We start from the raw sequence: 20941 nt of genomic DNA, 5'->3' as shown, positions 1-20941 counted from the left end.
AAGATGTCTTCTCAATCACTGGTCGTGGTACCGTAGCAACCGGACGTATCGAACGTGGGATTGTTAAAGTCGGCGAAGAAGTTGAAATCGTCGGGATTCATGACGTTCGAAAAACAGTTGTAACCGGAATCGAAATGTTCCGTAAATTACTGGACGAAGGCCGATCAGGCGACAACGTAGGCGCNTTANTNCGTGGTGTTGACCGTACTCAAATCGAACGTGGTCAGGTACTGGCTAAGCCAGGTTCCATCAAACCACATACCCATTATCAATCAGAAGTATATGTCTTAACCAAAGAAGAAGGCGGACGTCATACTCCATTCTTCGATGGCTACCGACCACAGTTCTACTTCAGAACAACTGACGTAACTGGTATCATCAAATTACCAGAAGGCGTAGAAATGGTAATGCCTGGCGATAACGTGCAAATGGAAATCACTCTGATCACGCCAATCGCGATCGAAGAAGGTTTACGTTTCGCGATTCGTGAAGGCGGACGTACCGTTGGTTCTGGTGTAGTAGCCAAAATGTTAGCTGATTAATCAAAATATAAGATATTAAATAAATAAAGAATTAACCGTCCTGAATAGGGCGGTTTTTTTTACTTGCATGTTGTTAATTTTTAAAGATAGTGATAAAATATGAATTCGAAGAAAATGATAAATTGCATAGATAAGTTGAAAATTGCTGGCAGCAATTGGAAAGAAGTGAGAAATGATTAGACTCTTAGTTGACAGTATGTGCGACCTGCCAAAGGATTTTGTAAATCACCCCAAGCTGGACATGGTTTCGTTGAATGTTATTATTGAAGGCATAGCCTATCGTGATAAGCGGGAAATTGATCTGGACGGTATGAATAAATTTATGGAGCAGGGTATTGTTCCGACCACATCCCAGGTGAATCCGGGGGACTTCATGGAGTATTTTGAAGATTGTGCAAAAAACAATGTGGAATGCCTTTATCTGGCATTTACGTCAAAACTGTCAGGGAGCTATGAAACCTCTTGCCTGATTCTAAGAGATGTGATGGAAAAATATCCTGACTTCAAATGTCGGATCGTCGACAGTCTCCACAGTGGCGGGAGCATTGGTTTGATTGCAGTGGAGTTGTTGAAGCTGATCGATCAGGGCAAAGATCTCGATTATCTGGCCACTGCGGCTGTCAAATTTATTCCCCATGCCCATTTTTATTTCAGTATCGAAGATCTTAACTGGCTCTATATGGGTGGGCGGGTATCGAAAGGTACGGCTGTTGTTGGTGGGTTCCTGAAAATTCATCCGATCGTTTCGGTGGAAGAAGGGGAACTGAAAATTATCGGCAAGTCCCGGGGAACGAAAAAAGCGCAAAAGACGATTATCGATAAAACAGCAGAAAATATTGCCGGTTATTTGGAGCAGAACGTTGGTATTGCCTACACTGGCTCAATGAAGCCGGTTGAAGAATATGAGGCGGCGCTTCGTTTGATGGGAGTTAAGAACATTGAACCAGTCCCGATTGGCTGTGTTCTGGCAGCTCATCTGGGTTTGCAGGGGACAGGAATTTATTTTCTGGACACGCGACCGGAAGAAATATTGAAGTAAGAAAAAATAAAATTGAAAATAGTTGTAAAATATGAAAAAACGCTTGCCAAAGGCGTTTTTTTCTTGTATAATGTGAAAGGTTGACACTCTGCGATGAAGTGAGAGGTTGCTGTCGCCTTAGACAGGTTTTCTCATGGAGTATGTCACGATCTTTGAATCGGACGACAACCACTTAAAATCATCTGATTTTTGCAAAATGATCCGTCATTTTGCTAAAAAAATAATGATGAAACACCCGGATGGGTTGACGAGTGGTTGGAGTACCTAAATGACGAGTAAAAATTGATAAGGAGGTAAAATTTAGGTATGGCAAAACAAAAAATCAGAATCAGATTAAAAGCGTTTGATCACAAACTTTTAGATCAATCTGCTGAACGAATTGTTGAAACAGCAAAGAGAACAGGTGCGAGCGTATCTGGTCCAGTGCCACTGCCAACAGACAAAGAAATCATCACGATTCTTCGAGCAGTGCACAAGTATAAGGATTCCAGAGAGCAATTTGAAATGCGCACACATAAACGGTTAATTGACATTTTAAACCCAACCCCAAAAACCGTAGACGCATTAATGCGATTGAACTTACCAGCAGGCGTTGATATAGAAATCAAACTATAGACCCCATTGGTATTATGATTGCACAGCAATCCAATGATATTTAGGAGGAAATAATGAAAAAAGCGATTATCGGACGAAAAATTGGAATGACCCAGATTTTCACAGACAACGGAACTGTCATTCCAGTTACCGTAGTTGAAGCAGGACCTTGTGTTGTGCTTCAAAAGAAAACCATCGAAACTGATGGATATGAAGCACTGCAATTGGCCTTTGGTGAAGTTAAAGAACGTCGAATGACAAAACCATTAAAAGGCCACTATGACAAAAACAGTGTTGAGTATAAAAAAGTAATCCGGGAATTCAAACTTGATGATTATGCAAGTTATGAAACCGGTCAATTAATTCAGGCTGATGTGTTTGAAGCTGGTGAACGAGTTGATATTTCAGGAACATCAAAAGGTAAGGGTTTCCAGGGGGTTATCAAACGACATAACCAATCCCGAGGACCAATGGCTCATGGTTCCAAATATCACCGTAGACCAGGTTCCATGGGAGCATCTTCTTCGCCTTCAAGAGTATTCAAAGGCAAGAAACTTCCTGGCCAAATGGGGAACAAAAATGTAACTGCAGTTAATTTGGAAGTTGTTAAAGTCGATGTTGAAAACAATGTGCTCTTAATCAAGGGTGCGGTACCAGGCATTAGAGGAGCACTTATTACAATTAAAAGCAGTGTTAAAGCATAAAAAAATCAAGCCTGAAAGGAGGAAATCAAATGCCTAAAATTGACGTTTTAGATGTAAAAGGAAATGTTGTTGGTGATGTCGAATTAAGCGAAGGAATCTTCGGAATCGAACCCAACGAACACGTAGTACATGAAGTAGTGGTAGCACTACTTGCAAATAGACGACAGGGAACACGTTCCGCCTTGACTCGATCAGAAGTCCGTGGCGGTGGTCGTAAACCCTGGAGACAAAAAGGAACAGGCCGGGCTCGTGCCGGTACCATCCGATCTCCATTATGGAAGGGCGGCGGTGTGATCTTTGCACCAAAATCAAGAGACTATAGCAAAAAAGTTAACAAAAAAGTTAAAGCTTTAGCTATGAAATCTGTATTTTCAGCAAAGGCTCAGGACAACGAACTTCGCGTATTAAATCAATTGGTGATGGATGCTCCAAAAACCAAAGAAATGATTGCCGTGCTGAACAATATCAATGCTCAAAAAGCCTTGATTGTACTTCCGGAAAACAACGAAGCAATTATCCGTTCCGCAAACAATATTCCAAAAGTCGCAACAACTACTGTCAACGAATTAAACGTATATGATATGTTGAAATATGACGTGTTGATCATGACTCAGGAAGCATTACAAAAAATTGAGGAGGTATACGCATAATGAAAAATCCTCGCGATATTATTATCAAGCCAATTATTACCGAACGTAGTATGGCCGATGCCGAAGAAAAAAAATTCACATTTAAAGTGGATAAAAGAGCGAATAAAATTGAAATCAAGAATGCAGTAGAAGTCATATTTGGTGTGCAAGTTGAAAAAGTGAGCACTATGAATATGAAGGGAAAACTGAAAAGAACCGGACGTTTCGTTGGTCGAAGATCAGATTGGAAAAAAGCAATCGTGAAATTAACACCCGGAAGTAAGGGTATCCAATTCTTCGAAGGCGTATAAGCAAACAAACGAGACTACAACCCGAGAAGCATACAAAAAAAGGAGGTAGCGATTAATGGGTATTAGAAAGTATAAACCAACGTCCCCAGGACGTAGAAATATGAGTGTCAATACATTCGAGGAAATCACCAAGCATGAGCCTGAGAAATCCTTATTGAAGCCACTTAAAAAACATGCTGGTCGTAATGCATATGGACGCATTACCGTCAGACATCATGGTGGTGGAGCGAAAAGAAAATACAGAATTATTGACTTCAAAAGAAATAAAGATAACATTCCGGGAAAAATTGCCGGAATTGAATACGATCCAAACCGCAGCTCAAATATAGCACTTGTTCACTATGCTGATGGTGAAAAACGTTATATTATTGCACCACTCAAGTTAAAGGTTGGAGATGTTATTTTCTCTGGACCAGAATCAGATATTACTGTGGGTAACTGTTTGCCGCTGAAAAACATCCCAGTTGGTACAACTGTCCACTGTGTTGAACTCAAAAACGGAAAAGGTGCTCAAATGGTTCGTTCAGCCGGAGCCAGCGCTCAGCTGATGGCGAAAGAAGGAAATTACGCAACCCTGCGATTGCCTTCAGGCGAAATGAGACTTGTTCGAATTGAATGTCGAGCAACCATTGGCCAGGTCGGTAACCTGGATCATCAGAATGTTCGAATCGGTAAAGCCGGTCGTAAACGTCACATGGGTATTCGCCCAACTGTACGTGGTTCTGTAATGAATCCGAATGACCATCCACACGGTGGTGGTGAAGGACGTGCTCCAATCGGACGTTCTGGCCCAGTTACACCATGGGGTAAACCAGCACTTGGTTATAAAACACGTAAGAAAAACAAACCTTCCGATAAATATATCGTAAGATCACGAAATAAAAAATAAGCATACAACCATAAGATAACGAACCGAGAGGAGGTTGAATAATGGGTAGATCATTAAAAAAAGGACCTTTTTGTGACGAAAAGTTACTTAAACGCATCGAAGCAATGAACGAAAAAGGTGAAAAGAATGTGCTGAAGACCTGGTCGAGAAGCTCGACACTTTTCCCACAAATGGTAGGACACACCATCGCAGTTCATGATGGCAGAAAACATGTTCCAGTTTATGTTACCGAGGATATGGTAGGACACAAACTAGGAGAGTTTGCACCAACCAGAACCTTTAGAGGTCATGCTGGAGAAAAGAAATCTAAATTAAGATAGCCAGAAGGAGGTATACGAATGGAAGCAAGAGCGACAGCTAAATATGTACGTGTTTCATCCAGAAAGGCTAAGTTAGTGGCTGATTTAATTCGAGGCAAAAGTCTTGGAGAAGCATTAAGTATTCTAGCATTAACACCAAATAAAGCAGCTAAAATAATTGACAAAGTTGTAAAATCTGCTTTAGCAAATGCTGAAAATAATTTTAACATGAATCCTGAAAACTTATATATCGATCAGATTTATGCAAATCAGGGTCCAACACTAAAACGATTCAGAGCGGGTGCACAGGGACGTGCGACAATTATTCGAAAAAGATCGTCTCACATTACAGCCGTATTAAAAGAAAAAGAGTAAGGAGGGCATAGATGGGTCAAAAAGTCAATCCTCACGGATTAAGAGTTGGCGTTATTAAGGACTGGAATGCAAAGTGGTTTGCTAACAACAAGGATTTTGCAGATTGTTTAATTGAAGATTATGATATTCGTAAATATATAAAAGTAAATCAATACCAGGCGGGCATTTCTAAGATTGTCATCGAACGTTTTGGTAACAAGGTTAAGATTCATATCTATACAGCAAAACCAGGCATGATCATTGGTCGTGGTGGTGCAGGTATTGATGCATTACGTCTTGAACTTGAAAAAATGACCAAGAAAACCGTTTTTATCAACATCGTTGAAGTTAAAAACGTTGATATGGATGCTCAATTAGTGGCTGAAAACATTGCTGCGCAACTGGAACGACGAATTTCTTTCCGACGGGCAATGAAACAAACCATGCAGCGAACCATGAGAGCTGGCGCTAAGGGAATTAAAACTGCTGTAGCCGGCCGTTTAAACGGGGCTGAAATGGCACGTAATGAACATTATGCCCAGGGCCAGGTTCCCCTTCAAACCCTCCGAGCTGATATTAGCTATGGCTTTGCCGAAGCTGATACCACCTATGGTAAACTAGGTGTAAAAGTTTGGGTCAATAAAGGCGAGATTTTAACTGGACGTGAAGATGTTTTAGCAGTAGCTGCTGAAGATGACGCAAAAGCTAAAAAAAGCGCACCACGCCGAAAAGCTCCTACTAACAGGACAGAAAACTAAGAGAGGAGGCCAACGCATATGTTAATGCCTAAACGTGTAAAACGTAGAAAACAACATAGAGGTCGTATGAAAGGAAAAGCGCTTCGTGGTAATAAAATCACTTACGGAGATTTCGCTATTCAAGCATTGGAGCCAGCATGGATTACTGCTAATCAGATCGAAGCTGCCCGTATTGCTATGACCAGATATATTAAAAGAGGTGGCCAGGTTTGGATTAAAATATTCCCAGATAAACCTGTGACACAAAAACCAGCAGAAACTCGAATGGGTTCCGGTAAAGGTTCTCCAGAGTATTGGGTTGCAGTGGTAAAACCAGGTAGAGTAATGTTTGAGATTGCCGGAATTTCTGAGGAAGTAGCTCGGGAAGCCATGCGTCTTGCTCAACATAAATTACCGATCAAAACTAAATTTATCACTCGTAAAGATCAGGAAGCACAAGAAGTGGGTGATGAAGCATGAAACCAAGTGAATTAAGAGAATTAACAACAATCGAGCTTGAAGCAAAACTGGGTGATCTGAAGGAAGAATTATTCAACCTCAGATTTCAACATGCGACAGGTCAGTTGGAAAACCCAATGCGTATTAAAGAAGTTAAGAAGACTTATGCACGGATCAAAACAATTATCCAGGAACGTGCCATGAAGTCGGATGAAGCATAATAAACCAATAGATAAGGAGGTTTAGCTTATGGAAGAAAGAGGTTACAGAAAAACTCGAATCGGTAAGGTGACCAGCGATAAAATGGAAAAAACCATTGTAGTAGCTGTTGAAAGCTTTGTAAAACATCCACTTTACTCAAAACGAGTCAAACACACTGTAAAGTTCAAAGCCCATGACGAACAAAACGAATGTAATATCGGTGATACCGTTAAAATAATGGAAACAAGACCACTCAGCAAAGACAAACGCTGGAGATTAGTAGAAATCGTAGAAAAAGCACTATAAGTCAATGTGCGGAAGGAGGTATTTCGGATGATTCAACAAGAAACGAGACTGAAAGTAGCAGATAATACCGGTGCAAAGGAATTACTGTGCATCCGAGTTCTTGGTGGTTCCGGTCGTCGATATGCAAATATCGGAGACATTATCGTGTGTGCTGTTAAAAGTGCTGCACCCGGTGGCGATGTTAAAAAGGGCGACGTTGTTAAAGCCGTTGTCGTAAGAACAAAGAGCGGAATTAGAAGAGACGATGGCAGTTACATCAAATTCGACCAGAATGCAGCGGTTCTTATAAAAGATGATAAAAACCCAAAAGGTACACGTATTTTTGGACCTGTCGCAAGAGAGTTAAGGGACAAGAAATACATGAAAATCGTATCTTTGGCTCCTGAAGTACTTTAAGGAGGAAATGAAAGATGCATATTAAAAAAGATGATATCGTAATGGTGATTTCCGGTAAGGACAAAGGAAAAAAAGGAAAAGTGATTCAGTCTTATCCTAAAGATGGAAAAGTCCTTGTGGAAAATGTAAACATGGTTACTAAACACCAGAAACCAACACAACAAATGCAACAGGGTGGAATAATAAGACAAGAAGGCGCACTTGAAGCCTCTAACGTGTTACTCTACTGTGCAAAATGTGATAAGGGTGTTAGAACCGGACATAAAGTTTTAGGCGACGGAAAAAAAGTCAGATTTTGTAAAAAATGTAATGAAACATTTAATAATTAATTTCGGGAAGGAGGACCAATATGCCCAGATTAAAAGATAAATATCTTACTGAAGTAATTCCAGCAATGATGGAAAAATTTCAATATAAAAACATCATGGAAGTTCCTAAACTAGAAAAAGTTGTGCTCAATATGGGTTTAGGAGATTGCAAAGACAACTCTAAAGCTTTAGAAGCCGCAGTGATTGACCTTGGAATTATTGCCGGTCAACGACCAGTAATAACAAAGGCGAAAAAGTCAGTTGCCAACTTTAAAGTCCGAGAAGGCATGAACATTGGAGCGAAAGTAACTTTGAGAAGTGATCGTATGTACGAATTTACCGATAAGTTATTCAACGTTGCCCTTCCTCGAGTACGTGACTTCAGAGGTTTGTCCAACAAATCCTTTGACGGACGTGGTAATTATGCTTTTGGTATAAAAGAACAGCTCATTTTCCCTGAAATTGATTATGACAAGGTTGAACAAGTCCGAGGCATGGATATCATGTTTGTCACAACGGCAAATACAGATGAAGAAGCTCACGAACTGTTAAGACTGCTTGGCATTCCATTCAGTAGAGCATAAGGAGGACGGTACAGTGGCAAAAAAAGCGATGAAGGAAAAACAACAACGCAAAGCAAAATATTCAACTCAGGCGTATACACGCTGCCGAATTTGTGGTCGACCACACTCTGTTTTACAGAAATTTGGCATTTGTCGTATATGTTTCCGAGAATTAGCATATAAAGGCGAAATCCCTGGCGTAAGAAAAGCAAGCTGGTAAAAACAAACTGGCAAAGAAAAGGAGGTACCGAGTATGGTTATGACTGATCCTATTGCGGATATGTTAACACGCATCAGAAATGCAAATGATGCAGGTCATAAAACAGTTGAGATGCCTGCTTCAAAAGAAAAGAAAGCAATTGCTCAAATTCTTTTAGAAGAAGGTTATATTACTAAAGTTGATTACATTGCTGATGAAAAGCAAGGCGTAATTAAAATTACACTCAAATACGGAGAAAACAAAAGTCGTGTCGTTGCAGGCATCAAAAGAATCTCCAAACCAGGTTTAAGAGTATATGCCGGTAAAGACGATGTGCCAAAAGTATTAAACGGCCTTGGCATTGCCATCGTTTCTACATCAAAAGGCGTAATGACAGATAAAAAAGCAAGAAAAGCCGGCGTTGGCGGCGAAGTGATATGTTACGTTTGGTAACAAATTAAGACAGGAGGTAAAAAGATGTCAAGAGTAGGAAAAGCACCCGTTGCAATCCTCCCAGGAGTCGACATTAAAAAAGACGGTCAGACTTTGACAGTCAAAGGTCCATTAGGACAACTAGTTAGAACTTTTCATCCTGATGTCATCATCGATGTCCAAGATAGCGAAGTCGTTGTCACCCGACCATCTGAAAGTAAGCTGCATAAATCGCTTCACGGTTTAACCCGGGCTTTAATTCAAAACATGGTTACTGGTGTCAGCAGCGGCTTTACAAGAACCCTGGAAATCAGTGGAGTAGGATATAGAGCAGAGAAAAAAGGAACCAAGTTAGTGATGAATTTAGGATACTCACATCCCGTTGAGATGGAAGATCCTGAAGGCGTAGAAGCTGTTCCAGAAACTAATACTAAAGTCGTAATTAAAGGCATTAGCAAAGAAGCCGTTGGCGCGCATGCCGCCAATATTCGAGCAAAACGCCCACCAGAACCTTATAAGGGTCATGGCGTACGATATTCTGACGAAGTAATTCGACGTAAAGAAGGTAAAACAGGTAAATAACCTGCTAGCCCGTCAAAGATGATGAAGGGAGTAAAACTCGATGATTAAGAAACCCATTAAAAATAAAATACGTGTTGCACGTCACTATCGGGTCCGAAACAAAGTTTCAGGAACTGAAATGAGACCACGCTTAAATGTATTTAGAAGTAATAAAAATATTTATGCTCAAATTATAGATGATACTAAAGGTATCACATTGGTTTCTGCTTCTTCCAATGACTCTGATCTTAAAGGTCAGCTGTCAAAAGGTGGAGATAAAGCAGCAGCTAAAGCCGTAGGTCAGGCAATTGCCAAACGTGCGCTTGAAAAAGGCATCGAAGCAGTGGTATTTGATCGAGGCGGTTACGTATATCATGGTAGAGTAAAAGAATTGGCTGACGGCGCTCGTGAAGCCGGCCTGAAATTCTAAGTAAAGGAGGTCATTTGATGCAAAACAAAAAAATCGATCCAAGTACATTAGATTTGAAGGAAAAAGTCGTTGCCATCAACCGTGTAACTAAGGTTGTTAAAGGTGGTCGTAACTTCAGATTCAGCTGTCTTGTGATTGTTGGAGACGAAAACGGTCATGTTGGCGTCGGTAAAGGAAAAGCGATGGAAATTCCAGATGCGATTCGTAAAGGTATCGATGCAGCAAAAAAATCATTAATCAAAGTGCCAATGGTTGGAACAACCATTCCTCACTTAGTCAATGGTGAAGCTGGCGCAGGTCATGTATTACTGAAACCTGCCGGAAAAGGTACTGGAGTTATTGCTGGCGGACCTGTCCGTGCGGTATTGGAATTAGCTGGTATCAGAGATATTCGTACTAAATCTTTAGGATCAAACAATGCCCGTAACATGGTTAATGCTACAATGGCAGGCCTTGCAGAACTGACTACACTTGAAGAAGTAGCAGTAAAACGCGGTAAAAAACCTGAAGAAATTTTAGATTAGGAGGAATCATTATGGCTAAGCAATTAGAAATTACACTAAAGAAAAGTTTAATTGGTCGCAACCCGAAACAACGGGCTACCATTCAAGCTTTAGGCCTGAAGAAAATTGGCCAGACGGTAACTCATAATGATACTCCTCAGATTCGTGGCATGATTCATATAACAGACTTCATGCTCGAAGTAAAAGAAGTATAGGAGGTGTCAATATGAAGTTACATACTTTAAGTCCAGCCCCAGGTTCAAAAAAGGCACCCAAGAGAAAAGGACGCGGTACTGGTTCTGGTCTTGGAAAAACTGCTGGTCGTGGACAGGATGGACAAAAATCACGTTCCGGTGGTGGTGTGCGACCAGGTTTTGAAGGTGGACAAATGCCATTGGCACGTCGTTTACCAAAACGTGGTTTTTCAAACGCCCGATTCAAAAAAACTTTTGCAATAGTCAATGTGGGAGAACTGAATGTATTTGATGCAAACACAGTGATTACCCCAGAATTATTGCTGGAATACGGATTTATCCGCAAATTAAATGATGGTCTGAAGATCCTTGGAAACGGAGAAGTTGAAAAGGCATTTACCATTAAGGCACATAAAATCAGCAAATCAGCTGAGGAGAAAATTCTCGCTGGAGGAGGAAAGGTAGAGGTGATCTAGTATGGTCTCTACCTTGAAGGATGCTTGGAAAATTCCAGATCTACGACGAAAGATAATAATTACGTTAGCGCTGCTGTTTGTATATCGTTTGGGATCCTTCATACCGGTTCCATTTATTGATACCGAACAGCTAAGCCAACTCGTCAATGATAGTGGGATTTTTGGTCTGTTTGATATTATATCCGGCGGTAACTTTGGTAATTTTACTATTTTTGCCATGAGTATCACGCCGTATATTAATGCATCAATTATCATGAACCTATTAGCATTTGCCATTCCAGCGCTGGAAGCGCTTCAAAAAGAAGGTGAAGAGGGGCGGAAAAAACTGGCTCAGTATACCCGTTACCTGACCATTATTCTGGCGCTGATCCAGGCTCTGGGAATGAGCTTATCCTTCGGTGATTTGCTAATTGATAAAACACCATTTACCGTATTTACTGTTGTTTTATGTATTACCGCAGGGACTGCGTTTTTAATGTATCTGGGTGAACAAATCACTGAGAATGGTATCGGTAACGGTATCTCACTGATTATCTTCATCAGTATCATTTCCCGGATTCCATCTGCAATTGGCCAAATGTACCAATACCTTACCATTGGAACACTGAATATTATCACTTTGATCGTATTTCTGGTCTTCATTGTTGTGGTTGTGTTTGGTGTGGTGGCAGTTCAGGAAGGACAGCGACGTATCCCGGTTCAATATGCAAAACGAGTTGTTGGCAGAAAAATGTATGGTGGACAAACAACTCACATTCCGATGCGAGTGAATATGGCAGGCGTTATTCCGGTAATCTTTGCCAGTTCGTTAACCTTATTTCCGGCCACAATTGCCAGCTTTTTTCCAACATCGGCCTTTGCAAATTTTATTTCAACCTATTTAGCCTGGGGATCCTGGCTTACTAATATTATTTACATCACACTAATAATTGCGTTTACCTATTTCTATACAGCTGTAACATTTAATCCGTTTGATATTGCAGAAAATATCAAGAAACAAGGCGGTTATATTCCTGGGATCAGACCAGGAAAACCAACCGTGGAGTACTTGTCGAGAATTATGAACCGATTAACATTATTTGGTGGCGTCTTTTTAGCGATCATTGCTGTTATTCCTATTTTTGTAGGTAATTTTATGGGTGTCAATCTTCAATTCGGCGGTACAAGTCTGCTGATTGTTGTTGGGGTAGCCCTTGAAACGGTTAAACAGATTGAAGCAGAAATGATGATGAGACACCATCAGGGATTTTTAAAATCTTAAAATGAACTGGAGTTAAGTGAAAAATGAGAATTGTATTATTAGGACCTCCGGGAGCTGGCAAAGGGACACAGGCTAAGCGCATTTGCGAAACCTATCAAATCCCGCACATTTCAACCGGTGATCTCTTTAGAGATAACATGAGTAAGGATACACCATTAGGCAAAAAAGCAAAAGAATATATGTCACAAGGCCTTTTGGTACCTGATGATTTAGTTATCGATATGGTTGAAGATCGGTTGACCCATGATGATGTACTGGCCGCTGGTTACGGATATTTACTAGACGGATTTCCCCGGACGGTGCATCAGGCTGAAGCCCTATGTCGAATCAATGCTAAACGGGACTGTGAGTTGGATTTTGCAATCAATCTTGAGGTACCGTTCGATATTTTGATTGAACGTGTCTCAGGCCGACGGATTTGCCCGACCTGCCATGCAACCTATCATATCAAGTACAGTAAACCAAAGGTTGACGGTGTCTGTGATTTAGACGGAACACCATTATACCAGCGGGACGACGACAAAGTTGAGACAGTAAAGAAACGAATTCAAGTTTATCAGGATCAGACCGAGCCGTTAATTGAGTTCTATGAAGACAAGCAAAAGATCATCAATATTAATGGTCTGCAGCATATGAACGACGTTTTTGAAAACATCGAAGAAATCCTGAGTGGAGTTAATTAAAGATGATAACCATAAAATCCCAAAAGGAAATTGATCTGATGCGTCATGCTGGCAAGATTGTGGCATGCGCCCATGCTTTGGCTGGAAAAATGATCAAACCTGGGGTATCAACACAAGAACTGGATCATGCAGTCGAACAGTATATTCGCGATGCAGGAGCGATTCCAACATTCAAAGGCTATGGCGGATTCCCGAACTCAATCTGTGCTTCAATTAATGAAGTGGTTGTCCATGGGATTCCCGAGAAACGACTATTGCAGGATGGTGACATCATCAGTATTGACATTGGCGCTACATACAACGGTTACGTTGGCGACGCAGCTGTGACCCATGGAGTAGGTAATATTTCAGAAGAAGCAGAAAAACTGATCAGGGTCACCCGGGAGTCCTTTTATAAAGGAATCACCTATGCAAAGGAAGGTTATCGGTTGTCAGATATTTCAAATGCCATCCAGAAATATGTTGAGGAAAACGGATTTTCTGTTGTTCGCGACTATGTCGGGCATGGAGTTGGAAAGCAAATGCACGAAGATCCACCAATTCCCAATTATGGCCCTAAAGGCCGAGGTCCCCGGCTGCGACAGGGGATGACCCTGGCTATTGAACCAATGGTAAATGCCGGAACTTTTGACGTCGTTACATTAAAAGATGGATGGACGGTGGTGACCACAGATGGTAAGCTCTCTTCACATTATGAGCACACCATTCTGATTACCGGAACCGGCGATCCCGAACTTTTAACTGTGATGTAAGTTGGTGGTTGGATGAATGAATTTAAAGTTGGACAGGTGGTTCGTTCTACAGCTGGCCGGGATAAAGGTCAGTTTATGGTGGTTATTGAAGTGGTGGACGACCATTTCACCACTGTATCGAATGGAAAGCTTCGAAAAGTGAGTAATCCAAAGAGAAAAAAGGTCAAACACTTGGCGAAGACGAATCACATAGCCACAGATATTCGTGATAAAATATTAAATGGAAAAAAGATAACTAACGCTGAGATAAGAAAAATACTCGAGTCCTATCACATGCCTGATGGTATTGGGGATGAGAATCGTGAGGAGGTTTGATCAATGGCCAAAAAAGATGTTATCGAGGTAGAAGGCTCAGTTGTTGAGTCATTACCAAACACTATTTTCTTAGTTGAATTGGAAAATGGACATCAGATAACTGCACATATTTCGGGAAAACTTCGCATGAATTACATTAGAATTTTACCGGGAGATAAGGTAGTTGTTGAATTATCCCCATATGATTTGACCCGCGGGCGTATCGTATGGCGTGGAAAAGGGAAATCATAAAGGAGGCATACAAATGAAAGTTAGACCATCAGTAAAACCGATTTGTGAAAAATGCAAAATTATTAAGAGAAATGGTCGTGTTATGGTTATTTGCGAAAATCCAAAACACAAACAAAAACAAGGTTAAACCGTCGAGTCCAGAAAAAAAGAACATGACCGCGGCAATTTTAGTCATGTTCATGATATAAAAACACCCTGGGATGAATCAGTTACGTCACTAGCTTGATAGAATTACCAGCATTTAGAAAACAATTTAGGAGGTACACACCCTATGGCAAGAATTGCCGGAGTCGATTTGCCCCGAGATAAGCGGGTAGAAATTGGATTAACTTATATTTATGGTATCGGACATTCAACATCATTAGAAATCTTAAAAACTTTAAATATCAATCCAGATACCAGAGTTAAAGATCTTACTGAAACTGAAGTGAATGATCTGAGAAATACGATTGATACATACACCGTTGAAGGTGACCTTCGTAGAGAAGTCAACTTAAACATTAAACGACTGATCGAAATTGGATCTTATAGAGGATTACGTCATCGTCGAGGACTTCCTGTTAGAGGGCAAAAGACTAAAACTAATGCCAGAACACGAAAAGGTCCTAAACGTCTCGTAAGCAAAAAGAAATAAGGAGGGCTAAAGAATGGCAGTTAAAAAAGCACGAAGAAAAGTTAAAAAAGTCAAAAAGAATATCGAACGTGGCCAGGCCCATATTCAATCTTCTTTCAATAATACCATTGTTACCATTACAGATATGTCAGGAAATGCTCTTTCATGGGCAAGTTCTGGTGGATTAGGTTTTAAAGGATCGCGAAAAAGCACTCCTTTTGCTTCTCAAATGGCAGCAGAAGAAGCAGCAAAAGCGGCCATGGAGCATGGACTTAAAAGCGTAGAAGTTTTAGTCAAAGGCCCTGGTTCCGGACGTGAGGCAGCAATTCGAGCCTTACAGGCGGCTGGATTGGAAATTACCCTGATCCGCGATGTTACGCCTATTCCACATAACGGTTGTCGACCACCTAAGCGACGACGAGTATAATAGGAGGGCGAAAATTATGTCAAGAAATATAGAAGCATCATGCCGACAATGTAGACGTGAAGGTACAAAATTGTACCTGAAGGGAGAACGTTGTTATTCAACAAATAAATGCGCGTTCGAAAGACGTCCAACACCACCAGGCCAACATGGTAAAAGAAGAACCAAATTATCTGAATACGGTCTGCAATTACGAGAAAAACAAAAAGCAAAACGTATTTACGGTGTACTTGAAAAACAATTCCGTGGTTACTTTGAAATTGCTGAAAAGCAAAAAGGAATTACTGGTCACAACCTGTTAATTCATTTAGAGTCACGTTTGGATAATGTTGTTTATCGCCTTGGTTTGGCAACTTCCCGTAAAGAAGCCCGTCAGCTGGTCGATCATGAACATTTCCTGATCAACGGCAAAAAACTCAACATTCCCTCTTACATTATGAAAGATGGCGATGTGATTGAAGTTCGACCAAAAAGTAAAAAATCTCAGAAATTCAAAGACATTTTAGAAGTGACTGAAAATAGAACCGTTGCACCATGGTTGTCTAAAGATGTTGAAACACTATCAGGAAAAGTCATTGGCAGACCGGCAGTAGAAGACTTAGATGTCGAAATTGCTGAACATCTTATTGTTGAATTGTATTCTAAATAGGCTACATGTTCGGGAACCAATTAACCCTCATGTTAATGTATGGATTATAAATAAGTAGGAGGGTCTGATAAATGATCGAATTCGAGAAACCAGTCATCGAAATTGTTGATAAGAAAGACGACGATACCTACGGGCGGTTTGTCATTGAACCTTTAGAACGGGGATATGGAACCACCCTTGGTAACAGTCTGAGACGAATAATGCTGTCATCCCTACCGGGCGTGGCAGTCACATCAGTAAAAATTGAAGGCGTCTTGCACGAATTCTCAACCATTCCCGGGGTAAAAGAGGATGTTATCGAAATCCTCCTGAATCTCAAAGGGCTGGCGGCGGAAATCTACACCGATGAGCCTAAAGTTATTTACATTGAAGCTTCAGAAGAAGGTGAAATCACTGCTGGTGATATCATCGCTGACTCTGACGTCGACATCCTTAACCCGGACATGCACATTGCCACCTTATCTAAGGGATCAACCTTAAATATGGAAATGCGCATCGAAAAGGGCCGTGGTTATGTAGCGGCAGATAAAAATAAATATCCGGGCATGCCGATTGGAACCATTCCAATGGATTCAATCTTCTCACCGATTATCAAAGTTAATTTTTTAGTGGAAAACACTCGGGTCGGTCAAATTACTGACTTTGATAAATTAACTATTGATATCTGGACAGATGGAACAACAACCCCGGAAGAAGCACTTTCTTTAGCAGCCAAGGTTTTGAGTGAACATCTCAACCTGTTCATTAATTTAACCGAGCATGCCACCACGGTGGAAATCATGGTAGAAAAAGAAGAAAGTGAAAAAGAACGCATTCGCGAAATGTCGATTGAAGAATTGGAACTTTCTGTAAGATCCAGTAACTGCTTACGACGAGCGAATATCGACACAGTTGAAAAATTAACACAACGAAGCGAAGAGGACATGATTAAAGTTCGTAACCTCGGTCGCAAATCTCTTAATGAAATCAAGCACAAACTAGCAGAAATTGGATTGTCCTTGAGTCAAGAAGAAGAAAAGGCAAAGGAGTAACACTATGGCGGGATATCGAAAACTAGGCCGTCCCTCTGATCAAAGAAGAGCATTACTGCGTAATCTTACCACTGCCCTTTTAGAACACGGTAAAATTGAAACAACCGTAACCAGAGCGAAGGAAGTTAAAAGAATAGCAGATAAAATGGTCACTTTAGGTAAAAGAGGCGACTTACATGCCAGAAGACAGGCAATTTCTTATATCACTCAAGAAGCAGTGGTAAAACAATTGTTTGACGAAATAGCACCTAAATATACTGAACGAAACGGTGGCTACACTCGAATTTATCGGGTGGGACCACGTCGTGGCGACGGCGCAGAAATGGCTATAATTGAATTAGTATAATTTAAGATGCATACAGGGGATTAAGATGTTATTTACGCTTAATCCCTTTCTTGTATTATAAAGTTAATTAATTAACACCAAAGAAGGTGATAACAAGTGACAATGGAAAGTAAAAATAGAATGATCGATGTGCGGAATGTTTATTTCACGTATCCTCATAATAACGAGAACGAGTCAGTCGTCGCACTGGACGGAGTCAGTTTACATATTGAAAAAGGTGAATTTGTCGGAATCATCGGACATAATGGTTCAGGCAAATCCACCCTTTCCAAATTGCTGAATGCAATCATATTTCCGACTCAGGGCGATGTGATTGTTAGTGGTCTTAACACGAAGGATCAAGAAAACTTATGGACGATCCGTCAGACCGCCGGGATGGTATTTCAAAACCCTGATAATCAGCTGGTTGCGACCATCGTCGAAGAAGATGTGGCTTTCGGGCCGGAAAACCTCGGCGTACCGCCGCAGGAAATTCGAGAACGAGTTGATCGGGCCTTGGCGGTTGTTGAAATGCAGGCCTACGCACATCAAAAACCGCATCAATTATCCGGGGGACAAAAGCAGCGAATTGCCATTGCCGGTATACTGGCGATGGAACCAGAATGTATCATTTTTGATGAACCCACAGCGATGCTGGACCCATCGGGGCGACGGGAAGTCATGGAAACCATCAAACGGCTTAACCGGGATAAAGACATGACCGTTATTCACATCACCCATTTTATGGAAGAAATTGTGGCAGCGGATCGGATTATTGTTTTGGACAAAGGCAAGGTTGTCATGGAAGGGGAACCGCGGACGATCTTCAGACAGGTAAAACGACTCAAAGAGATCGGTCTGGATGTACCCCAAATGACAGAGCTGGCTTATGAGCTGCGTAAAGAAGGACTTAAAATAGCCGATGATGTTTTGAGCATTGAGGAAATGGTGAATGCCTTATGTCAGTAGAAATAAAAAATCTTTCCCATACCTATTCGGAAGGTTCACCCTTTGAATTCAAAGCCCTCAAGGATATCAACATTACCATCGAAGACGGTAGCTTTATTGGCATTATCGGACACACCGGTTCGGGTAAGTCGACGCTGATTCAGCATCTTAATGGATTATTGACCCCCTCATCAGGAACAGTTATAGTAGATGGAAAAGATATCTTTGAAACTAAGAAAGCCGAATTGATCGCTCTCAGACACCATATCGGTCTGGTTTTTCAATATCCGGAACACCAGTTGTTTGAAGAAACCGTCCAAAAGGACGTCGCCTTTGGCCCCAAAAATCAGGGTCTCAATGAGGAAGAAATTGACCAGCGGGTCAGACAATCGATCAAAATGGTTGGTCTTGATTTTGACGCGATCAAAGATAAATCCCCTTTTGAACTATCGGGCGGGCAGATGCGACGGGTGGCCATTGCCGGTGTTTTAGCGATGGAGCCTTCGGTGCTGATCCTCGACGAGCCAACTGCTGGTCTGGATCCCCGGGGTCGGGAAGAAATACTGGCCCAGATCAAATTATTGCATAGTCAGAAACAAATAACCGTGATTCTGGTGTCCCATAGTATGGAAGACATCGGAAAAATGGTCGACAAAATTCTGGTTATGAATGAAGGGGAAGTTGTTTTTTTCGATACGCCCAATCGTGTGTTTACGGAAATTTCCACCCTGGAGAGCATTGGCCTAGCGGTACCAGAGGTAACCTATCTGATGCGGCGGCTGAAAGAAAAGTATCCAGAAATTAGAGAAGATGTTTTTACGGTGGAAGCAGCCAAAAAAGAAATTCTCAAAGTCATAAGAGGATAATAAAATGTTAAAAGATGTTACGATTGGCCAGTATTATCCAACTGGGTCGGTGATTCACAAACTGGACCCGCGAACGAAGATACTGTTTACCACAGCATTTGTTGTGATGTTGTTTTTTTTGAATAACCTGTGGGGTTATCTTGCCACATTTTTAATCCTGGCAACGATCACCCTGTTATCTAAAATCCCGGTGGGCTACATTATCCGGGGAATTAAAGGTCTAGTCCTGATTATCATGCTGACGGTGGTCCTAAACCTGTTTATGACCCCAGGAACCGTAGTGGCGACCTTGGGTCCACTGACAGTTACGCTGGAAGGTTTGAAAGTAGCAACCTATATGGCGCTCCGTCTGATCTTTCTGGTGATTGGTACCAGCATTATGACCTTGACCACCTCGCCCATTGATTTAACGGATGGGATGGAGTGGTGCATGCGCTATATTCCCTTTGTCAGGCGATATGCCCATGAATTGGCGATGATGATGTCGATTGCGTTGCGTTTCATCCCGACATTGATGGAAGAAACCGAGCGAATTATGAAGGCTCAAAAAGCCCGGGGGGCAAATTTTGAAACCGGGAACATCATTTCCCGGGCCAAGAACCTGATCCCGATTCTGATTCCCCTGTTTATATCCGCCTTTCGCCGGGCTGACGAGTTAGCCACCGCTATGGAAGCCCGTTGCTACCGGGGTGGTGAAAACAGAACCCGGATGAAACAATTAAGTTTTGAATTCCGGGATGGTGCCAGCCTGGTGTTGATGGTGATGATGATTGTGGGTCTTTACCTGACGACGATGATTCAAATTCCACTAGTGTTCCCAGTATAAAGGCCAGATTCAGAATGAAAAATATACAGCTGATCATCAGTTATCGGGGCACTAATTATTGTGGTTGGCAGATTCAGCCAAATGGTGTGACCATTCAGGAAGTCATCATCCGGGCGATCAAGGAACTCACCGGTGAATCAGTCAACCTGACCGGGTCAGGCCGGACCGATGCCGGAGTTCACGCGTTGGGACAGAGCGCCAATTTTTTTACCGCTTCGACAATCCCACCAGAGGGTTGGTACCGGGCCCTGAATACCCGGCTTCCAGCAGACATACGGGTAATTTCCAGCCGGGAGTGCCAGCTGGACTTTCACAGCCGCTACCAGGCCCGAGGTAAAAGTTACCTCTATAAAATGCTGGCCAGTCCGGTAGCCAGCCCATTTTTGGCAGATTTGGCATTTTATGTGCCCCGGACCTTGGACTGGAAGGTGATGGAAGAAGCGGCTACCAGTTTTTTAGGTGAGCATGACTTTACGGCGTTTATGGCCAGTGGTAGCTCGATTAAAACAACCGTGCGGACCATTACCGAAATTTCATTTAGTAATAACGGCGACCTTTGGGAAATAACCTTCACCGGAAATGGTTTTTTGTACAATATGGTCAGGATTATGGCTGGTACTCTCTATGAAGTCGGCTATGGTCGCTTAAAACCCCAGGCGATCAAAACAATCATAGAAGGCAAAGATCGCAGTAAGGCTGGAATTACCGCTCCAGCTCATGGTCTTTACTTAAAGGAAGTTTACTATTAAAATATCATTAAATATTATTAAGAATAATGCAAGTCAATGGCATAAATAACTTGACACACCCGGGAAGATGCTATAGAATTAACGATGGACGTTAATGTATCACTAGCCCCGATACGATAAAAAACGATTTTCGATAACTCCC

Annotated in this window: 38 protein-coding genes; all 38 read left to right on the top strand. The window is 41.6% G+C overall.

The window, feature by feature from the left end:
* A partial coding sequence (locus A3KS_RS0102920; RefSeq protein WP_026393639.1) for an EF-Tu C-terminal domain-related protein occupies positions 1-542 on the top strand: 542 nt, incomplete at its 5' end.
* Between the two features lie 172 nt (positions 543-714).
* Positions 715-1581: a DegV family protein gene (locus A3KS_RS0102915; protein WP_084504861.1), complete on the top strand. Its 867-nt coding sequence runs from the start codon at positions 715-717 to the stop codon at positions 1579-1581.
* Positions 1582-1887: 306 nt separating this feature from the next.
* Positions 1888-2196, top strand: a complete 309-nt coding sequence (gene rpsJ / locus A3KS_RS0102910) for a 30S ribosomal protein S10 (protein WP_014357213.1) — start codon at positions 1888-1890, stop codon at positions 2194-2196.
* Positions 2197-2249: 53 nt separating this feature from the next.
* Entirely contained in the window at positions 2250-2879 is a 630-nt protein-coding gene (gene rplC / locus A3KS_RS0102905; protein WP_026393637.1) for a 50S ribosomal protein L3, read from the top strand.
* 29 nt (positions 2880-2908) lie between these two features.
* Positions 2909-3529, top strand: coding sequence for a 50S ribosomal protein L4 (gene rplD / locus A3KS_RS0102900; protein ID WP_026393636.1), 621 nt, complete (start codon positions 2909-2911; stop codon positions 3527-3529).
* Positions 3529-3819: a 50S ribosomal protein L23 gene (rplW, locus tag A3KS_RS0102895; protein ID WP_026393635.1), complete on the top strand. Its 291-nt coding sequence runs from the start codon at positions 3529-3531 to the stop codon at positions 3817-3819. Before rplD ends, rplW begins: the two co-directional genes overlap by 1 nt.
* Positions 3820-3874: 55 nt before the next feature.
* Entirely contained in the window at positions 3875-4708 is an 834-nt protein-coding gene (rplB, locus tag A3KS_RS0102890; RefSeq protein WP_026393634.1) for a 50S ribosomal protein L2, read from the top strand.
* Between the two features lie 41 nt (positions 4709-4749).
* Positions 4750-5028: a 30S ribosomal protein S19 gene (rpsS, locus tag A3KS_RS0102885; protein ID WP_026393633.1), complete on the top strand. Its 279-nt coding sequence runs from the start codon at positions 4750-4752 to the stop codon at positions 5026-5028.
* A gap of 18 nt (positions 5029-5046) precedes the next feature.
* Complete coding sequence (gene rplV, locus A3KS_RS0102880) at positions 5047-5382, top strand: 50S ribosomal protein L22 (protein WP_026393632.1); 336 nt, start codon at positions 5047-5049, stop codon at positions 5380-5382.
* 11 nt (positions 5383-5393) lie between these two features.
* A complete protein-coding gene (gene rpsC, locus A3KS_RS23895) occupies positions 5394-6119 on the top strand; it encodes a 30S ribosomal protein S3 (protein WP_026393631.1) in 726 nt (241 codons plus the stop codon).
* Positions 6120-6137: 18 nt separating this feature from the next.
* Positions 6138-6578, top strand: a complete 441-nt coding sequence (rplP, locus tag A3KS_RS23890; RefSeq protein ID WP_026393630.1) for a 50S ribosomal protein L16 — start codon at positions 6138-6140, stop codon at positions 6576-6578.
* Positions 6575-6778 carry a 50S ribosomal protein L29 gene (gene rpmC, locus A3KS_RS0102865; RefSeq protein ID WP_026393629.1) on the top strand — a complete coding sequence of 68 codons (204 nt, stop codon included), beginning with the start codon at positions 6575-6577 and terminating at the stop codon, positions 6776-6778. The genes rplP and rpmC overlap by 4 nt, the downstream gene beginning before the upstream one ends.
* Positions 6779-6806: 28 nt before the next feature.
* Positions 6807-7064, top strand: coding sequence for a 30S ribosomal protein S17 (gene rpsQ, locus A3KS_RS0102860; protein WP_026393628.1), 258 nt, complete (start codon positions 6807-6809; stop codon positions 7062-7064).
* Between the two features lie 27 nt (positions 7065-7091).
* On the top strand, positions 7092-7460 hold the full coding sequence (gene rplN / locus A3KS_RS0102855) for a 50S ribosomal protein L14 (protein ID WP_026393627.1): 369 nt from the start codon (positions 7092-7094) through the stop codon (positions 7458-7460).
* 14 nt (positions 7461-7474) lie between these two features.
* Positions 7475-7789, top strand: coding sequence for a 50S ribosomal protein L24 (gene rplX, locus A3KS_RS0102850; RefSeq protein ID WP_026393626.1), 315 nt, complete (start codon positions 7475-7477; stop codon positions 7787-7789).
* A gap of 20 nt (positions 7790-7809) precedes the next feature.
* Complete coding sequence (gene rplE, locus A3KS_RS0102845) at positions 7810-8352, top strand: 50S ribosomal protein L5 (RefSeq protein ID WP_026393625.1); 543 nt, start codon at positions 7810-7812, stop codon at positions 8350-8352.
* Between the two features lie 13 nt (positions 8353-8365).
* A complete protein-coding gene (locus A3KS_RS23050) occupies positions 8366-8551 on the top strand; it encodes a type Z 30S ribosomal protein S14 (RefSeq protein WP_084504860.1) in 186 nt (61 codons plus the stop codon).
* A 33-nt stretch (positions 8552-8584) separates the two neighbouring features.
* A complete protein-coding gene (gene rpsH, locus A3KS_RS0102840) occupies positions 8585-8983 on the top strand; it encodes a 30S ribosomal protein S8 (protein WP_026393624.1) in 399 nt (132 codons plus the stop codon).
* A gap of 24 nt (positions 8984-9007) precedes the next feature.
* Positions 9008-9544, top strand: a complete 537-nt coding sequence (gene rplF / locus A3KS_RS0102835) for a 50S ribosomal protein L6 (protein WP_026393623.1) — start codon at positions 9008-9010, stop codon at positions 9542-9544.
* 40 nt (positions 9545-9584) lie between these two features.
* A complete protein-coding gene (gene rplR / locus A3KS_RS0102830; protein ID WP_026393622.1) occupies positions 9585-9953 on the top strand; it encodes a 50S ribosomal protein L18 in 369 nt (122 codons plus the stop codon).
* A gap of 17 nt (positions 9954-9970) precedes the next feature.
* A complete protein-coding gene (rpsE, locus tag A3KS_RS0102825; protein WP_026393621.1) occupies positions 9971-10477 on the top strand; it encodes a 30S ribosomal protein S5 in 507 nt (168 codons plus the stop codon).
* A gap of 11 nt (positions 10478-10488) precedes the next feature.
* The gene (gene rpmD, locus A3KS_RS0102820) at positions 10489-10671 is read left to right on the top strand and encodes a 50S ribosomal protein L30 (protein WP_026393620.1); all 183 of its coding nucleotides are present in this window, start codon (positions 10489-10491) and stop codon (positions 10669-10671) included.
* 11 nt (positions 10672-10682) lie between these two features.
* Positions 10683-11126, top strand: a complete 444-nt coding sequence (gene rplO / locus A3KS_RS0102815) for a 50S ribosomal protein L15 (RefSeq protein ID WP_026393619.1) — start codon at positions 10683-10685, stop codon at positions 11124-11126.
* 1 nt (position 11127) lies between these two features.
* Entirely contained in the window at positions 11128-12387 is a 1260-nt protein-coding gene (gene secY / locus A3KS_RS0102810; RefSeq protein WP_026393618.1) for a preprotein translocase subunit SecY, read from the top strand.
* A gap of 23 nt (positions 12388-12410) precedes the next feature.
* A complete protein-coding gene (locus A3KS_RS0102805; RefSeq protein ID WP_026393617.1) occupies positions 12411-13070 on the top strand; it encodes an adenylate kinase in 660 nt (219 codons plus the stop codon).
* 2 nt (positions 13071-13072) lie between these two features.
* Positions 13073-13822 (top strand): type I methionyl aminopeptidase, encoded by a 750-nt coding sequence (map, locus tag A3KS_RS0102800; RefSeq protein WP_026393616.1) that lies wholly within the window; start codon positions 13073-13075, stop codon positions 13820-13822.
* A 12-nt stretch (positions 13823-13834) separates the two neighbouring features.
* Positions 13835-14137 carry a KOW domain-containing RNA-binding protein gene (locus A3KS_RS0102795; protein WP_026393615.1) on the top strand — a complete coding sequence of 101 codons (303 nt, stop codon included), beginning with the start codon at positions 13835-13837 and terminating at the stop codon, positions 14135-14137.
* A gap of 3 nt (positions 14138-14140) precedes the next feature.
* On the top strand, positions 14141-14368 hold the full coding sequence (gene infA, locus A3KS_RS0102790) for a translation initiation factor IF-1 (protein WP_026393614.1): 228 nt from the start codon (positions 14141-14143) through the stop codon (positions 14366-14368).
* Positions 14369-14381: 13 nt separating this feature from the next.
* Positions 14382-14495 carry a 50S ribosomal protein L36 gene (gene rpmJ, locus A3KS_RS0102785; RefSeq protein ID WP_013382261.1) on the top strand — a complete coding sequence of 38 codons (114 nt, stop codon included), beginning with the start codon at positions 14382-14384 and terminating at the stop codon, positions 14493-14495.
* Positions 14496-14639: 144 nt separating this feature from the next.
* Positions 14640-15002: a 30S ribosomal protein S13 gene (gene rpsM / locus A3KS_RS0102780; RefSeq protein ID WP_026393613.1), complete on the top strand. Its 363-nt coding sequence runs from the start codon at positions 14640-14642 to the stop codon at positions 15000-15002.
* Between the two features lie 13 nt (positions 15003-15015).
* Positions 15016-15408, top strand: a complete 393-nt coding sequence (rpsK, locus tag A3KS_RS0102775; protein ID WP_026393612.1) for a 30S ribosomal protein S11 — start codon at positions 15016-15018, stop codon at positions 15406-15408.
* A 16-nt stretch (positions 15409-15424) separates the two neighbouring features.
* Positions 15425-16054, top strand: coding sequence for a 30S ribosomal protein S4 (rpsD, locus tag A3KS_RS0102770; protein ID WP_026393611.1), 630 nt, complete (start codon positions 15425-15427; stop codon positions 16052-16054).
* 71 nt (positions 16055-16125) lie between these two features.
* Positions 16126-17085 carry a DNA-directed RNA polymerase subunit alpha gene (locus A3KS_RS0102765; RefSeq protein ID WP_026393610.1) on the top strand — a complete coding sequence of 320 codons (960 nt, stop codon included), beginning with the start codon at positions 16126-16128 and terminating at the stop codon, positions 17083-17085.
* Positions 17086-17089: 4 nt separating this feature from the next.
* Positions 17090-17431, top strand: a complete 342-nt coding sequence (rplQ, locus tag A3KS_RS0102760; protein ID WP_026393609.1) for a 50S ribosomal protein L17 — start codon at positions 17090-17092, stop codon at positions 17429-17431.
* A 102-nt stretch (positions 17432-17533) separates the two neighbouring features.
* Positions 17534-18379 (top strand): energy-coupling factor transporter ATPase, encoded by an 846-nt coding sequence (locus A3KS_RS0102755; protein ID WP_035355023.1) that lies wholly within the window; start codon positions 17534-17536, stop codon positions 18377-18379.
* Positions 18370-19224: an energy-coupling factor transporter ATPase gene (locus A3KS_RS0102750; protein ID WP_026393607.1), complete on the top strand. Its 855-nt coding sequence runs from the start codon at positions 18370-18372 to the stop codon at positions 19222-19224. The genes A3KS_RS0102755 and A3KS_RS0102750 overlap by 10 nt, the downstream gene beginning before the upstream one ends.
* Before the next feature lie 4 nt (positions 19225-19228).
* The gene (locus A3KS_RS0102745) at positions 19229-20050 is read left to right on the top strand and encodes an energy-coupling factor transporter transmembrane component T family protein (protein ID WP_026393606.1); all 822 of its coding nucleotides are present in this window, start codon (positions 19229-19231) and stop codon (positions 20048-20050) included.
* Between the two features lie 14 nt (positions 20051-20064).
* Positions 20065-20799: a tRNA pseudouridine(38-40) synthase TruA gene (truA, locus tag A3KS_RS0102740; protein ID WP_026393605.1), complete on the top strand. Its 735-nt coding sequence runs from the start codon at positions 20065-20067 to the stop codon at positions 20797-20799.
* Positions 20800-20941: the final 142 nt, after the last annotated feature.

It is taken from the genome of Acetobacterium malicum subsp. dehalogenans DSM 11527 (assembly GCF_000472665.1).
GTDB classification, from domain to species: Bacteria; Bacillota; Clostridia; order Eubacteriales; family Eubacteriaceae; genus Acetobacterium; species Acetobacterium malicum.
This window is presented reverse-complemented; position numbering and strand designations above follow the sequence as displayed.

Bases quoted from the DNA above. Each gene is read 5' to 3' on its own strand.
- rplR (WP_026393622.1), top strand. From the start codon at position 9,585: ATGATTAAGAAACCCATTAAAAATAAAATACGTGTTGCACGTCACTAT.
- truA (WP_026393605.1), top strand. From the start codon at position 20,065: ATGAAAAATATACAGCTGATCATCAGTTATCGGGGCACTAATTATTGT.
- map (WP_026393616.1), top strand. From the start codon at position 13,073: ATGATAACCATAAAATCCCAAAAGGAAATTGATCTGATGCGTCATGCT.
- rplV (WP_026393632.1), top strand. From the start codon at position 5,047: ATGGAAGCAAGAGCGACAGCTAAATATGTACGTGTTTCATCCAGAAAG.
- rpsH (WP_026393624.1), top strand. From the start codon at position 8,585: ATGGTTATGACTGATCCTATTGCGGATATGTTAACACGCATCAGAAAT.
- rpsK (WP_026393612.1), top strand. From the start codon at position 15,016: ATGGCAGTTAAAAAAGCACGAAGAAAAGTTAAAAAAGTCAAAAAGAAT.
- A3KS_RS0102915 (WP_084504861.1), top strand. From the start codon at position 715: ATGATTAGACTCTTAGTTGACAGTATGTGCGACCTGCCAAAGGATTTT.
- A3KS_RS0102755 (WP_035355023.1), top strand. From the start codon at position 17,534: ATGGAAAGTAAAAATAGAATGATCGATGTGCGGAATGTTTATTTCACG.
- secY (WP_026393618.1), top strand. From the start codon at position 11,128: ATGGTCTCTACCTTGAAGGATGCTTGGAAAATTCCAGATCTACGACGA.
- A3KS_RS0102795 (WP_026393615.1), top strand. From the start codon at position 13,835: ATGAATGAATTTAAAGTTGGACAGGTGGTTCGTTCTACAGCTGGCCGG.
- rpsJ (WP_014357213.1), top strand. From the start codon at position 1,888: ATGGCAAAACAAAAAATCAGAATCAGATTAAAAGCGTTTGATCACAAA.
- A3KS_RS0102745 (WP_026393606.1), top strand. From the start codon at position 19,229: ATGTTAAAAGATGTTACGATTGGCCAGTATTATCCAACTGGGTCGGTG.
- rpsE (WP_026393621.1), top strand. From the start codon at position 9,971: ATGCAAAACAAAAAAATCGATCCAAGTACATTAGATTTGAAGGAAAAA.
- rpmJ (WP_013382261.1), top strand. From the start codon at position 14,382: ATGAAAGTTAGACCATCAGTAAAACCGATTTGTGAAAAATGCAAAATT.
- rplE (WP_026393625.1), top strand. From the start codon at position 7,810: ATGCCCAGATTAAAAGATAAATATCTTACTGAAGTAATTCCAGCAATG.
- rplQ (WP_026393609.1), top strand. From the start codon at position 17,090: ATGGCGGGATATCGAAAACTAGGCCGTCCCTCTGATCAAAGAAGAGCA.
- A3KS_RS0102805 (WP_026393617.1), top strand. From the start codon at position 12,411: ATGAGAATTGTATTATTAGGACCTCCGGGAGCTGGCAAAGGGACACAG.
- rpsC (WP_026393631.1), top strand. From the start codon at position 5,394: ATGGGTCAAAAAGTCAATCCTCACGGATTAAGAGTTGGCGTTATTAAG.
- A3KS_RS0102765 (WP_026393610.1), top strand. From the start codon at position 16,126: ATGATCGAATTCGAGAAACCAGTCATCGAAATTGTTGATAAGAAAGAC.
- rplP (WP_026393630.1), top strand. From the start codon at position 6,138: ATGTTAATGCCTAAACGTGTAAAACGTAGAAAACAACATAGAGGTCGT.
- rpsD (WP_026393611.1), top strand. From the start codon at position 15,425: ATGTCAAGAAATATAGAAGCATCATGCCGACAATGTAGACGTGAAGGT.
- rplC (WP_026393637.1), top strand. From the start codon at position 2,250: ATGAAAAAAGCGATTATCGGACGAAAAATTGGAATGACCCAGATTTTC.
- rplD (WP_026393636.1), top strand. From the start codon at position 2,909: ATGCCTAAAATTGACGTTTTAGATGTAAAAGGAAATGTTGTTGGTGAT.
- rpmD (WP_026393620.1), top strand. From the start codon at position 10,489: ATGGCTAAGCAATTAGAAATTACACTAAAGAAAAGTTTAATTGGTCGC.
- rplW (WP_026393635.1), top strand. From the start codon at position 3,529: ATGAAAAATCCTCGCGATATTATTATCAAGCCAATTATTACCGAACGT.
- rpmC (WP_026393629.1), top strand. From the start codon at position 6,575: ATGAAACCAAGTGAATTAAGAGAATTAACAACAATCGAGCTTGAAGCA.
- rplN (WP_026393627.1), top strand. From the start codon at position 7,092: ATGATTCAACAAGAAACGAGACTGAAAGTAGCAGATAATACCGGTGCA.
- rpsM (WP_026393613.1), top strand. From the start codon at position 14,640: ATGGCAAGAATTGCCGGAGTCGATTTGCCCCGAGATAAGCGGGTAGAA.
- rpsS (WP_026393633.1), top strand. From the start codon at position 4,750: ATGGGTAGATCATTAAAAAAAGGACCTTTTTGTGACGAAAAGTTACTT.
- A3KS_RS0102750 (WP_026393607.1), top strand. From the start codon at position 18,370: ATGTCAGTAGAAATAAAAAATCTTTCCCATACCTATTCGGAAGGTTCA.
- rplO (WP_026393619.1), top strand. From the start codon at position 10,683: ATGAAGTTACATACTTTAAGTCCAGCCCCAGGTTCAAAAAAGGCACCC.
- rplB (WP_026393634.1), top strand. From the start codon at position 3,875: ATGGGTATTAGAAAGTATAAACCAACGTCCCCAGGACGTAGAAATATG.
- rplF (WP_026393623.1), top strand. From the start codon at position 9,008: ATGTCAAGAGTAGGAAAAGCACCCGTTGCAATCCTCCCAGGAGTCGAC.
- rpsQ (WP_026393628.1), top strand. From the start codon at position 6,807: ATGGAAGAAAGAGGTTACAGAAAAACTCGAATCGGTAAGGTGACCAGC.
- rplX (WP_026393626.1), top strand. From the start codon at position 7,475: ATGCATATTAAAAAAGATGATATCGTAATGGTGATTTCCGGTAAGGAC.
- infA (WP_026393614.1), top strand. From the start codon at position 14,141: ATGGCCAAAAAAGATGTTATCGAGGTAGAAGGCTCAGTTGTTGAGTCA.